General features: G+C 73.5%; 12 protein-coding genes. 10 read left to right on the forward strand and 2 right to left on the reverse strand.

The features are described from left to right. Both PKA89_RS14370 and PKA89_RS14375 read right to left on the reverse strand, forming a co-directional pair. Positions 1-487: AMP-binding protein (locus PKA89_RS14370; RefSeq protein ID WP_324420613.1), on the reverse strand; the 487-nt coding region annotated here is incomplete at its 3' end. Positions 488-588: 101 nt separating this feature from the next. Continuing rightward, positions 589-960, reverse strand: a complete 372-nt coding sequence (locus tag PKA89_RS14375) for a VOC family protein (protein WP_324420615.1) — start codon at positions 958-960, stop codon at positions 589-591. Positions 961-1015: 55 nt separating this feature from the next. Here PKA89_RS14375 and PKA89_RS14380 point away from each other — a divergent pair, with 55 nt between their 5' ends. From PKA89_RS14380 to PKA89_RS14425, 10 genes are all read left to right on the forward strand, one after another. Continuing rightward, on the forward strand, positions 1016-1855 hold the full coding sequence (locus tag PKA89_RS14380; RefSeq protein WP_324420617.1) for a helix-turn-helix transcriptional regulator: 840 nt from the start codon (positions 1016-1018) through the stop codon (positions 1853-1855). A 101-nt stretch (positions 1856-1956) separates the two neighbouring features. Next, positions 1957-3783, forward strand: coding sequence for a glycoside hydrolase family 3 N-terminal domain-containing protein (locus PKA89_RS14385; protein ID WP_324420619.1), 1827 nt, complete (start codon positions 1957-1959; stop codon positions 3781-3783). Between the two features lie 14 nt (positions 3784-3797). Continuing rightward, a complete protein-coding gene (locus PKA89_RS14390) occupies positions 3798-5102 on the forward strand; it encodes a DUF1343 domain-containing protein (protein ID WP_324420621.1) in 1305 nt (434 codons plus the stop codon). Further along, positions 5099-6823: a serine hydrolase gene (locus tag PKA89_RS14395; protein ID WP_324420623.1), complete on the forward strand. Its 1725-nt coding sequence runs from the start codon at positions 5099-5101 to the stop codon at positions 6821-6823. The genes PKA89_RS14390 and PKA89_RS14395 overlap by 4 nt, the downstream gene beginning before the upstream one ends. 10 nt (positions 6824-6833) lie before the next feature. Next, complete coding sequence (locus PKA89_RS14400; protein WP_324420625.1) at positions 6834-7709, forward strand: MurR/RpiR family transcriptional regulator; 876 nt, start codon at positions 6834-6836, stop codon at positions 7707-7709. Positions 7710-7766: 57 nt separating this feature from the next. Continuing rightward, positions 7767-8738, forward strand: coding sequence for an N-acetylmuramic acid 6-phosphate etherase (gene murQ / locus PKA89_RS14405; RefSeq protein WP_324420627.1), 972 nt, complete (start codon positions 7767-7769; stop codon positions 8736-8738). Continuing rightward, positions 8735-10027, forward strand: coding sequence for an extracellular solute-binding protein (locus PKA89_RS14410; RefSeq protein ID WP_324420629.1), 1293 nt, complete (start codon positions 8735-8737; stop codon positions 10025-10027). Before murQ ends, PKA89_RS14410 begins: the two co-directional genes overlap by 4 nt. A 111-nt stretch (positions 10028-10138) precedes the next feature. Beyond that, the gene (locus PKA89_RS14415) at positions 10139-11038 is read left to right on the forward strand and encodes a sugar ABC transporter permease (RefSeq protein WP_324420631.1); all 900 of its coding nucleotides are present in this window, start codon (positions 10139-10141) and stop codon (positions 11036-11038) included. Continuing rightward, complete coding sequence (locus PKA89_RS14420) at positions 11035-11961, forward strand: carbohydrate ABC transporter permease (RefSeq protein ID WP_324420633.1); 927 nt, start codon at positions 11035-11037, stop codon at positions 11959-11961. Before PKA89_RS14415 ends, PKA89_RS14420 begins: the two co-directional genes overlap by 4 nt. 13 nt (positions 11962-11974) lie before the next feature. After that, on the forward strand, positions 11975-12878 hold a 904-nt coding region (locus PKA89_RS14425; RefSeq protein ID WP_324420635.1), incomplete at its 3' end, for a BadF/BadG/BcrA/BcrD ATPase family protein.

A 12878-nucleotide genomic window follows, 5' to 3' on the forward strand; every position in this document is an offset into this window, starting at 1 on the left:
GGACCCGGGGGCGGCAGTCGTCGATGCGAGAGCACAGCTCGTGGGCCGCGACCCCGCCGAACACCACCGAGTGCACGGCGCCGAGGCGGGCGCAGGCGAGCATCGCGACGACCGCCTCGGGGACCATCGGCATGTAGACGACGACGCGGTCACCCTTCTCGACGCCGAGGGACGCGAGCGCGCCGGCGAAGCGGGCGACCCGGTCGAGCAGCTCGGCGTAGGTGAAGGTCTGCGAGGTCCCGGTGACCGGCGAGTCGTAGTGGAGCGCCGGCTGGTCGCCACGGCCGTCGCGCACGTGCCGGTCGAGGGCGTTGAAGCAGGTGTTGAGCCGCCCGCCGCGGAACCACCGGTAGAACGGGGGGTTCGAGTCGTCGAGGACCGTGGTGGGCGGCGTGCTCCACTCGATGGCGGAGGCCGCCGCGCCCCAGAAGGCGGTCGGGTCGGCGATGGACTGCTCGTGGGCCGCTGCGTACGCGCCGGTGCTCATGGCTCCATCCTCGGGCGGGTGCGCGCGGGCCGTCCACGGGTCGTGACCGACGTCTCCGTGGACGGCCGGTGGCGTGCGCCGAGCGGGGCGGCCCGGGCCGTTCAGCCCCAGTTCGCCGCCTGCGTCAGGCAGAACGGGTGACCGCTCGGGTCGAGCAGGACGCGCCAGGTCTCGCCGGGCTGCTCGTCCGGGAGCGTGCCGCCGAGCCCGACGACCTCCCGGGCCGCGGCGTCGAGGTCGTCGACGGCCAGGTCGAGGTGGAACTGCTTGCTGCCGTTCTCGTTCGGCCAGCCGGGGGCCCGGTACCCCTCGACGAGGCCGAACCCCAGGGCAAGCCCGTCGGGGCTCGTGAGCATCCCGTACTCGTCCTGTTCGTGGGCGACGTCCCAGCCGAGCACGGCGTGCCAGAAGGCGACGTCGCGGCGGACGTCGGAGCTGTCGAGCGTGACCATCTTGAGGGCGGCGGTGGCCATGGGGATCCTCTCGTCGGGAGCGGTCGGTGTCACCCATCCTCCGTAGGCTGGCGCCGTGCCCGCTAGGACAAACGCGACGGCCTCGACCGCCGGGGTGCTGCGGCCCGAGGAGTTCGCCCGGCACGTCCACCTCGAGCGGGGCGCGGCGGGGTCGGCCGTCGCGCCGTGGGTCGAGAACCACTGGGCCCTGCGGTGGTCCCTGCCCGAGGGGCGCCACTTCGCGAGCGAGGTGCTGCCGCACCCGACCTGCTCGCTGACCGTCGAGGTCGGCAGCCACCGCCGCCCGGACCTGCCGCCGGGGGAGGACGTCGTCGTCACCGGCGTGTGCACCCGACGGTTCGACGTCGACGTCCGGGGTCACGGAGTGGTGCTCGGGGTGCGGTTCCGGCCGGGCGGGCTGACGGCGCTCACCGGGGTCGGGGCGGCCGGCTGGGTCGACCGCTCGGTGCCGGCGCGCGAGGTGCTGCCGGCCGACCTCGTCGCCGCCCTCGCCGACCCGGCGCTCGTCGACGACCCCGGCGCGTGGGCGCGGGCGCTCGAGGACGGGCTGGTCGGTCTCGGCGCGGGCGAGGACCCGCGGCACGCCGAGCTCCTCGAGGTGGTCGGCGTGATGCTCGCCGACCGCTCGCTACTCACCGTGGCCGACGTCGCCATCCGGGTGGCCACGACGCCGCGCAGCCTCCAGCGGCTCTTCACCCACTATGTCGGGGTCGGGCCGAAGTGGGTGCTCGCCCGGTACCGGATGCACGACGTCGTCTCCGAGCTCGACGCCGGCTACGACGGCACGCTGACCGACCTCGCGCACCGGTACGGGTGGTACGACCAGGCGCACTTCACCCGCGACTTCACCGCCCTCGTCGGGGTGTCGCCGGGCCGCTACCGCGCCCGCCGCTGACGCCGGTGCGCGTGGCGCTCCGGTTGCCGGGGTCCGGATGCGTGACTAAGTTACGCAACATCCCACAACGACGTGAACAAGTTACGCACCTGGAGGTTCCCGTGACCTGGACGCTCTCCCGCCGCTCCGCCCTCACCGGCAGCCTGGCCCTCGCCTTCGCGGGCGCCACCGCGCCCGTCGCCTCGGCGCACGGCCACCGCCCCGGCCACGACCACGAGCACGGTCACGACCACCACCACGGCTGGGTCACCTCGACCCTGGCCCGGATGACCCTGCGCGAGAAGGTCGGCCAGCTGTTCGTCCAGCAGGTCTACGGCAGCACCGCGACGACCGCCCGCACCGAGAACACCGACCTCTACGGCGTCGCCACCCCCGCGGAGGTCGTCCGGAAGTACGCGCTCGGCGGTGTCATCTACTTCGCGTGGACCGACAGCGTCAACGACCCGGACCAGATCCTCGCCCTCTCGAACGGCCTCCAGAAGGCCGCCCTGAGCCGCCGGACCAAGGCCCGCGTGCCGCTGACCGTCAGCGTCGACCAGGAGCAGGGCATCGTCACCCGGATCGGGCCGCCGGCGACCCAGTTCCCCGGCTCGATGGCCCTCGGCGCCGGCCGCAGCGCGAAGGACGCCCGGACCGCCGCCGCGATCACCGGCCAGGAGCTGCGCGCGATGGGCCTCACGACGAACTTCGCGCCGGTGTGCGACACGAACGTCAACCCGCTGAACCCGGTCATCGGCACGCGGTCCTTCTCGTCCGACCCGGCGCTCGCCGCCGAGCTCGCGGCCGCCCAGGTGCACGGCTACCAGGAGGACGGCGGCGTCATGTCGTCCGCGAAGCACTTCCCGGGCCACGGTGACACCGCGACCGACAGCCACGTCGCGTTCCCGGTCATCACCCACACCCGCGAGGAGTGGGAGCGGATCGACGCACCCCCGTTCAAGGCGGCGATCGCGGCCGGCATCGACATGGTGATGACCGCGCACCTCTCCTTCCCGGCGCTCGACGACAGCGGCGACCCCGCGACGCTCAGCCACCCCATCCTCACCGGGCTGCTCCGCGAGGAGCTCGGCTTCGAGGGCGTCATCATCACCGACTCCCTCGAGATGCAGGGCGTGCGCGACAAGTACGGGGACGCCGAAGTGGCCGTGCGCGCGCTCCTCGCCGGCGCCGACCAGCTGCTCATGTCGCCGGCGCTCGACGCCGCGTTCGGGGCGGTGCTCGAGGCCGTCGAGTCGGGCCGGATCAGCCGCCGCGACCTCGACGCGAAGGTGCGCCGCATCCTCACCCTCAAGGCCGGGCAGGGCGTCGTCGAGCACCCGTTCGCCGACCCCCGCCGGCTCGACCGCGTCGTCGGCACCGCCGCGCACCTCGCGGCCGCGGACGCCATCTCGAACCGCACGACGACGCTCGTGCGCAACGACGCCGGCGTCCTGCCGCTCGACACCTCCGGGAAGGACCTGCTGGTCACCGGCTACGGCGTGAGCACGACCGCGACGCTGGCCGCGGCGCTCGAGGAGCACGGCGCGACGACCACGGTGCAGCAGACCGGGTCCTCGCCGACCGACGCCCAGATCGCGGCCGCGGTCGCCGCGGCGGCCGGCCGGGACGCGGTCGTCGTCACGACGATGAAGGCCTGGGACACGACGGTCACCGACAAGACCCGCGGGCAGCAGAAGCTCGTCGCGGCCCTGCGCGGCACCGGCGTCCCCGTCGTCGTCGTCGCCGTCCGCGACCCGTACGACATCGCCTACCTCGGCGACGCCGAGACCTACCTCGCGACCTACAGCTACAGCCCGGTCGCCCTCCAGGCCGCGGCCCGGGTCATCGCCGGGGCGGTGTCGCCGGTCGGGAAGCTGCCGGTCGACATCCCGGTCGCCGACGACCCCGACACCGTCCTCTACCCGTTCGGCCACGGCCTCACCTACTGACCAGGAGCCTCCGCATGTCCCTCGACCGCCGCCAGCTCTTCGCCGCCTCCGCCCTCGGGGCCGCCGCGACCGCCGTCGCCGGGGCCCCGGCGGCTCGCGCGGACGACCGCCACCGGCCCTCGCGCCGGGTCACCCCGGGGGCCGACCGGGCCGCCGCCTCCCGGTGGCGCGTCCTCGCCGGCCGGAAGGTCGGGGTCGTCACCAACCCGACCGGCGTGCTCGCGAACCTGCACAGCATCGTCGACGAGATGGTCGACTCGGGTGCCGTCGACGTCCGGGCGGTCTTCGGGCCCGAGCACGGGTTCCGCGGCACGGCGCAGGCCGGCGGCTCCGAGGGCACGTACACCGACGAGCGCACCGGCGTGACGGTCTACGACGCCTACGGCGCCACCGCCGACTCGCTGACCCGGATGGTGCGGGAGGCCGGCGTCGACACGGTCGTCTTCGACATCCAGGACGTCGGGGCGCGCTTCTACACCTACATCTGGACGATGTACACGGCGATGCGCGCGGCCCTGCGCGCCGGGGCGGACCTCGTCGTCCTCGACCGGCCGAACCCCATCGGCGGCACCGCGCGTGGCCCGATGATGACGCCGGCGTACACGTCCGGGGTCGGGGCCAAGGAGATCGTCCAGGCGCACGGGATGACGGTCGGCGAGCTGGCCCGCTTCTTCGACGGCGAGTTCCTCGAGGCCGACGAGGGGAAGATCCTCGGCGACGCGCTCGAGGTGGTCCAGGTCTCCGGCTGGAGCCGCGACACGGTCTTCGCCGACACCGGGCTCACCTGGGTGCTGCCGAGCCCGAACATGCCGACCCCCGACACCGCGCTCGTCTACCCGGGCACCTGCCTCTTCGAGGGGACCAACCTCTCCGAGGGCCGCGGGACCACCCGCCCGTTCGAGCTCGTCGGCGCGCCCTTCGTCGACCACCGGTGGGCCGAGCGGCTCGTCGCGCGCGACGTCCCGGGCGTCACCTTCCGCGAGGCGTACTTCAACCCGGTCGTCAACAAGTTCGTCGGCGAGGTGTGCGGCGGGGTGCAGGTGCACGTCACCGACCCCGGCCGGCTCGACGGGCCGCGGCTCGGCGCCGAGATGCTCGTCGCGGCGAAGGCGCTGTACCCCGAGTTCGCCTGGCGCAAGGACAGCTGGGACCCGCAGCGGCCCTACTGGGTCGACAAGCTGACCGGCTCGACCCGGCTGCGCGAGATGGTCGACGCCGGCGCGTCGGCCGACGAGGTCGTCGGGGCGTGGCGCTCCGAGCTCGCCGCCTTCGAGCGACGCCGCCGGCCCTACCTCCTCTACCGCGGGGGCCACCGGTGAGCCGCCGCACGTGGGCCGTCCTCGTGACGGCCGCCGTGGTCGCCTCCGGTGCCGCCACCGCGGCCCCGGCCCTGGCCAACGACTTCGACCGACCCGAGAAGGGGTTCATGCCCGCGAACACCGTCCTGCGCGACGCCTCGCCGCGCGCCGCCGGCCTCGACCCGGCGCCCATCGCCGAGGCCGAGCGGCTCGTCGACTCGCACGTCGAGGCCCCGGCCGCCGGTGGCCACCCGATGTACGGGGGCGCGGTCGGCCTCATGGGGCACGACGGCAAGGTCGTCGCCCGGCACGCCACCGGATGGGCCCTGCGGTGGAAGGACGCGACGACCGAGCTGCCGCCCGACCAGCGGGTCCCGATGCGCGAGGACACCGTCTTCGACCTCGCGTCGGTGAGCAAGCTGTTCACCTCGATCGCCACGGTCCAGCTCATCGAGCAGGGCCGGGTCGCGCTCGACGCGCCGGTCGCCCGCTACCTGCCCGAGTTCGCCGCCAACGGCAAGCAGGACGTCACCGTCCGGATGCTGCTGACCCACACCTCCGGCTTCACCTCGTGGCTGCCGCTGTGGTCGAAGTACCCCGACAAGGCGTCGCGGATCACGGCCGTCATGGAGCAGCCGCTGACCAACCCGCCCGGCTCCACCTACCTCTACAGCGACCTCAACCTCATCACGCTCGGGGTGATGGTCGAGCGGCTCACCGGGAAGACCCTCGACCGGGTCGTCCACGACCGCATCACGGCACCCCTCGGGATGCGCGACACCGGCTACAACCCGACCGACAAGCGGCGCACGGCCGCCACCGAGTACCAGACGGCCCCGCCGCGCGGGCTCGTGTGGGGCGAGGTCCACGACGAGAACGCCTGGTCGCTCGGCGGTGTCGCGGGCCACGCCGGCGTCTTCTCGACCGCCGACGACCTCGCCGTCCTCTCGCAGGCGCTGCTCGACGGCGGCACCTACCGCGGGCACCGCATCCTCGACCGGAAGAGCGTCGAGCTGCTCGTGACGAACTTCAACGAGTCCTTCCCCGGCGACGCCCACGGGCTCGGGTTCGAGCTCGACCAGCGGTGGTACATGGACGGCCTCTCCGGGCCGCACACCGCGGGGCACACCGGCTACACCGGCACCTCGATCGTCATCGACTTCGACAGCCGCTCGTTCGCCATCCTCCTGACCAACCGCGTGCACCCCTCGCGCGACTGGGGCAGCAACAACCAGGCTCGTCGCGAGTGGGCCCACGGCCTGGCCATGGCGATGCCCGTCGACCCGAGGCGCGGCCGCACCGCGTGGTACTCGGGCGGCGAGAACGGGACGACCTCCACCCTCACGGCGCCGGTCGCGGTGCCGGAGAGGGGTGCCCGGCTCGGCTTCGACCTCTTCGTCGACACCGAGAGCACGGACGTCCTCACCCTGGAGACCTCGGCGGACGGGGGCTCGACGTGGTCGCCGCTGCCCTTCGCCGTCCGTGACCGCGGACCGCAGGAGCAGACCGACGGCACGATCTCCGGCGAGCACGGCCGGCACTGGATGCAGGCGCGCGCGGACCTGCCGGCCGGCCACCTCCTCCTGCGCTGGCGGATGGCCACCGACGCGCTCTACCTCGGCCGCGGCGTGCTCGTCGACGGCGTGCGGGTGACCGGCGGGCACCGCGTGCTCCTCGACGGGGAGCGTCACGGTGACCGGTTCGTGACGGCGGGGTGGAGCGTCGTGCACCGCGGCGCCTAGGTTGTCCCCCATGTCCAGCCAGCCCGTCGACGGCGCCCCCTCCCTCCTCGTCCGGTTGCGCGGGGTCCGGCCCTCGCTGTCGCCGGCCGAGGACCGGGTGGCCGAGCAGGTGCTCGCCGACCCCCGGGCGGCCGCCGGCCTGACCATCAGTGAGCTCGCCGTCGCCGCCGCGACCTCCGAGACCACCGTCCTGCGCTTCTGCAAGCGGCTCGGCCTGCGGGGCTACCCGCAGCTGCGGCTCGCCCTCGCCGAGGCCTCGACCGGGGGGCGACCGGCGGCGCCGACCAGCGACATCAGCGCCGACGACACCGTCGACGACGTCATCGCGAAGGTCGCCTATGCCGACGCCAGTGCCGTCGAGGAGACCGCGCAGGCCATCGACCGCACCGCGCTGGCCGCGACGGCGGCGGCGATCGCCGGCGCGCAGCGGGTCGACGTCTACGGCATCGCGGCCAGCGCGCTCGTCGCGATGGACCTGCAGCAGAAGCTGCACCGCATCGGCATCGTCGCCTTCGCCTGGAACGACCCGCACATCGCGCTGACCAGCGCGACGCTGCTCGGCCCGGGCGACGTCGCCATCGGCATCTCCCACTCGGGCACGACGACCGAGACGGTCGAGGCGCTGGCCCTGGCCCGCTCGCGGGGCGCGACGACCGTCGCCGTGACCAACTTCCCGGTGTCCCGGCTCGCCGAGGGCGCCGAGCACGTCCTGGCCACCGCGGCCCGCGAGTCGAGCCTGCGGTCGGGCGCGACCGCCAGCCGCATCGCGGCGCTCACCGTCGTCGACTGCCTCTACATCGCCGTGGCCCAGCACGACCTCGCGCGGGCGCAGTCGGCGGTCGAGGAGACGCGACGGGCGGTCGCCGGGCACCACGTCCGGTACTGAAGGTGTCACTTATTCACACCGTTGACGACACAGACGTAGGAAAGTAACATCGCCTGGGTGAGCACCGAGGCGACCGTCATGGCACCCACCGAGGAGCGACACCCGGGCACCGTCGGCATCGACGGCCTGGGCACCCTCGAGGTGCTCCGGCTCGTCAACGCCGAGGACGCCCTCGTCGCCCCCGCGGTCGCGCAGGTGCTCCCCGAGCTGGCCGCCCTCGTCGACGCCGCCGTCGCAGCGGTGCGGGCCGGCGGCACCATCCACTACGTCGGCGCCGGCACCTCCGGCCGGCTCGCCGTCCTGGACGCGGCCGAGCTGCTCCCCACCTTCAACGCCCCGCCCGGGCTCGTCGTGGCACACCACGCGGGCGGTCCGGAGGCCCTGCTGCGCGCCCTCGAGAACGTCGAGGACGACGCGGAGCAGGGGCGGGCCGACCTCGACGCCGTGGGCGGGGGCGACGTCGTGGTCGGCCTCACCGCCTCCGGGCGCACGCCCTACGTCCGGGGGGCGCTCGAGCTGGCCCGCGAGCGCGGTGCCGTGACCGCCCTCGTCACCTCGAACCCGCAGCCCGAGCTCGCCCCGCTCGCGGACCACTGCCTCGCCGTCGACACCGGGCCCGAGGTGATCACGGGGTCGACGCGGCTCAAGGCCGGGACGGCGCAGAAGCTCGTCCTCAACGCGTTCTCGACCGCGGTGATGATCCGGCTCGGGCGCACCTGGTCCAACCTCATGGTCGACGTCGTGGCGACGAACGCGAAGCTGCGCGGCCGGGTGGTGCGCATCCTCCGCGAGGCGAGCGGTGCCTCCGAGGCCGAGGCCCGGCGAGCGCTCGAGGCCACCGACGGCGAGCTCAAGCCGGCCCTCGTGACGCTCCTCGCGGGCGTCGACGCCGAGGCCGCCCGGACCGCGCTCGCCGCCCACGACGGGTCGGTGGCACGCGCCCTGACGGCCATCCGCACCCCCACCGGCTCCCCCGACACGACCACCACCAGGCCCTCGGCCCACGTCCCGACAGGAGATCCCGCATGACCACCCGACACCACCGGACCCGGCTCGCCCTCGCCCTCGGCGCCGGTGTCCTCGCCCTCGCGGCGTGTGCACCGTCGTCGTCCTCGGGCGGCGGCTCGGGCGACGGCGGCTCGACGACGCTCACCGTCTGGTCGTGGCGCGTCGAGGACAAGGCCGCGTACGAGAAGATCTTCGCCGCGTACGAGAAGGAGCACCCGGGGGTCACCGTCGACTTCAAGCCGTTCAAGGCGACCGAGTACAACAAGATCCTCGCGACCGGGCTCGCCGGCTCGGACGGCCCGGACGTGCCGCAGGTGCGCTCCTACGGCGGCCTGCAGACCACCGTCGCCTCGGGCTCCCTCGTGCCGCTCGACGGCCAGGTCGACCTGTCGTCCTGGGACGAGAACATCGTCGCGGGCGCCAAGGGCAAGGAGGACGGCAAGCTCTACTCGGTGCCGCTCGCCCGCCAGGCCACCGTCCTGTTCTACGACAAGAAGATGTTCTCGGACAACGGGGTCCAGGTCCCGACGACCTGGGACCAGTTCATCGCCGCGAACGAGACCTTCCTCAAGAAGGGGATCACGCCGCTCGCCGTCGGCGCCAAGGACGACTGGACCCTGCCGATCGTCCACGAGATCCTCGCCGGCTCGCGCTTCGGCGGCACCGAGTTCCAGAAGGCAGTCCAGTCGGGCGCGAAGGACTTCACCGACCCGGACTTCGTCGCGTCCGTCGAGGTGCTCAAGACCCTCGAGAAGTACATGCCCAACAGCGTCACCGGCGTCGCCGTCACGGACGCGATGACCCTCTTCTCCTCGGGCAAGGCGGCGATGTACCCCGGCGGCTCGTACGACCTCGCGACGCTGCAGAAGGCCAACCCGGACATGGACCTCGGCGTCTTCCAGGTGCCGCCGCCTCCGGGCGCCCCGGCCGGCGCCACCGGGACGACGGCCGGCTGGGCGGACGGCAACTTCGCGGTCAACGCGAAGTCGCCGCACAAGGACGCGGCCATGGAGCTCGTGAAGTGGATGTCCACCAAGGAGTTCGGCCAGATGGTCGCCGACGACGTCAAGCAGATCTCGGCCGTCCCCGGCGTCTCGTACTCCGACCCGGTGCTCAAGGACGTCGCGGGCAACCTCGACTCCAGCGGCTCCCCGTACCTCCTGCTCACCGACTTCCGCTACGGGTCGCCGTCCGGCACCGACCTGCTCGGCAAGGGCGTCCAGGAGCTCTTCCTCGGCAGCAAGGACGCCACCGCGGTGAGCACCGAGCTGAACAAGGGCGTCATGACCTGGTTCAAGCCGGCCAGCTGACCCACCCGACCACCCCGGCGGCCGGCGCCTCGACCGGCCCGGCCGCCGGGTGACCCGGGTCGTCACGCCCGGCCCGCCGGCACCACACCCACCCCGACCCCCCGGAAGCCCATGAACCGACGCACCGGACTGCTCTTCGTCACCCCGGCCCTCGCGCTCTTCGGGGTGTTCGTCCTCTACCCGATGGTCACCTCCTTCTCGTACGCCTTCTACGAGTGGACCGGCACCGCCCGGCACGGCTTCATCGGTCTGGACAACTTCACGGCGCTCTTCACGCGGGCACCCTTCACGACCGACCTGCCGCGTGCCCTGTGGCACAACATCCTGTTCTTCGCGGGAACCATGCTGGTGCAGAACACGATCGGGCTGACCGTCGCCTTCCTCCTGCACCGCCGTGTACGCACCCGCCGGGCGCTGCAGACGCTCTACGCGATGCCGTACCTCGTGAGCCCGATCGTCATCGGCTACCTCTGGACCCTCCTCCTGTCGCCGACCTTCGGGCCGGTCAACACGCTGCTCACCAAGGTCGGGCTCGAGTCGTGGGCGCTGCCGTGGCTGGGCGACCCCGACACCGCGCTGTGGGTCGTCGTCCTCGTCAGCGTGTGGCAGTGGATCGGCTTCCCGGTGCTGCTCTACGGGGCGGCGCTCGGGGGCGTCCCCGACGAGCTGACCGAGGCCGCCCGCGTCGACGGCGCGAGCAACGGCCAGGCCTTCCGCAAGGTCGTCTTCCCGTTGCTCGTCCCGGCCATCGGCACGGTGAGCGTGCTGACCTTCATCTTCGCGATGGAGGCCTTCGCCCTCCCGTACGCGTTCGGCGGCTCCACCGGCAACCCCGCCGGTTCGACCGACTTCATCTCGCTCCTCTTCTACCGCACCGCGTTCGACTCGGGCGCGACCGACGCCATCGGTACCTCGTCGGCGCTCGCGACCCTGCTCTTCGTCCTCATCTTCGGGGGTGCGTACGCGGCGACCGCCGTGCTGCGCCGGCACGAGCGGAGGATCACGGCATGAGCGTCGTCCCCGCCGGCGTGGGCACCGCCGACGCACCAGGCGCCCCGACGACGGACGCCGTCGCCGCTCCGGGTGGTCCTTCGCGCCGACCGACCCGTGGCCGGCAGAAGCCGGTCGGCGGGCGCACGGCGAGCGTCCTGCTGTGGGTCTACGCCGCCTTCGCGCTGGTCCCGCTGCTCCTCATGGTCAGCAGCTCCTTCCGCAGCAACGGCGACCTCATCTCGAACCCGCTCGGGGCGCCGTGGCCGCTGTCCTTCGACGCGTACCGGGAGGCCTGGACCGCAGGCAACTTCGCCACGTACTTCGGCAACAGCCTCATGGTCACCCTCGGCGCGGTCGCCCTCTCGACCACGGTGGCGACGATGGCCTCCTACGCCCTCGCCCGGGGCCGCTCGCGCGTCTTCCGCTGGCTGGAGTCGCTCTTCCTCTCCGGGCTGATGCTGCCCATCCACCTGGCGATCCTGCCGATCTTCTACCTGTTCGACGGGGTCGGCCTCATCGACTCCCGGCTCGGGCTGGCCCTGATGTACGGGGCGTCCGGGGTCCCCTTCTCGATCTTCGTCCTCACGACCTTCTTCCGGCAGCTGCCGGCCGAGCTCGAGGAGGCCGCGACCCTCGACGGCGCGAACGCGTGGCAGACCTTCTGGCGGGTCATGGTGCCGCTCGTGCGGCCGGCCGTCGCGACGGTGGCCGTCTTCCGGTTCGTCCCGATCTGGAACGACTTCCTCTTCCCGCTCGTCCTGCTCCGCAACCAGGACAAGTACACGCTGCCGGTCGGCCTCACGACCTTCTTCGGCGAGAACGCGACGAACTACGCCGCCGTGTTCGCCGGTCTCGTCATCACGACGATCCCGCTCATCCTCCTCTTCCTCGTGGCGACCAAGCAGATCGTCGCCGGCTTGACCGCGGGCATGGCGAAGTGATCGGCTCACGGCCGTGAGCACGGTCGTGGCGGTCGACGTCGGCGGGAGCGGGCTGCGCCTGGTCGTCTGCCGGGACGGCGTGGCCGGGGAGCGGCGACGGGCGGTCGGCGCCCGGGTCGGGGCCGACGGGCTCGACGTCGCGGCGCTCGCGGCCGACGCGCGCCTGCTCCTCGACGCCGAGGGGGTCGACGCCCCCGACGCGGTGTGCTGGTCCACCCGCGGGCTGCTCTTCCTCGCCGAGCCCGACGACGTGCTGCGGGCGGTCTCGGCGGCCCTGCGGGCGCGACGCACGGCGGTGGTCAGCGACGCGGTCGCCAGCCTCGTCGGGGCGCTGGGGGAGGTCGTGCCCGGCGCCGTCGTCGCGGCCGGCACCGGCGCCGTCGCGTTCGGGTCGGACTTCGGCGCGCACTGGACCCGCGTGGACGGCTGGGGCCACGTGCTCGGCGACCGCGGCTCGGCGGCCTGGGTCGGGATGGAGGGCCTGCGCGCCGCGCTCCGGGCCCGCGACGGGGTCGACGGCGGCTCGGCCGGGCTCCTCACCGCGGCCGAGGCGGTGCTCGGCCCGTGCGAGACCTGGCCACGACGGGTGATGACCGCTGCGGACGCCCCCGAGGTGCTCGCCTCGGTCGCCCCGCTCGTCACCGCCGCCGCCGATGCCGGGGACGCCGTCGCGGCCGGGGTGTGCGTCGCCGCCGGCCACGCGCTGGGTGCCTCGCTGCTCGCCGCCGCGGCCGGCCTCGAGTCGCCCCGGCTCGTCGTCACCGGCGGGCTGTTCTCCGCACCGGCGGTCCGCTCGGCCCTCGACGCCCTCGTCGACGGTGGCGGCGGGTCGGTGGAGCGGTCCGTCGGCGGTGCCCTCGACGGCGGGCTGACGCTCGCCGCGCAGCAATCCGTCGAGATCGCCAAGGCGATCTCGC

Source organism: Phycicoccus sp. (assembly GCF_035325325.1).
In the GTDB taxonomy this organism is placed as follows: domain Bacteria; phylum Actinomycetota; class Actinomycetes; order Actinomycetales; family Dermatophilaceae; genus Phycicoccus.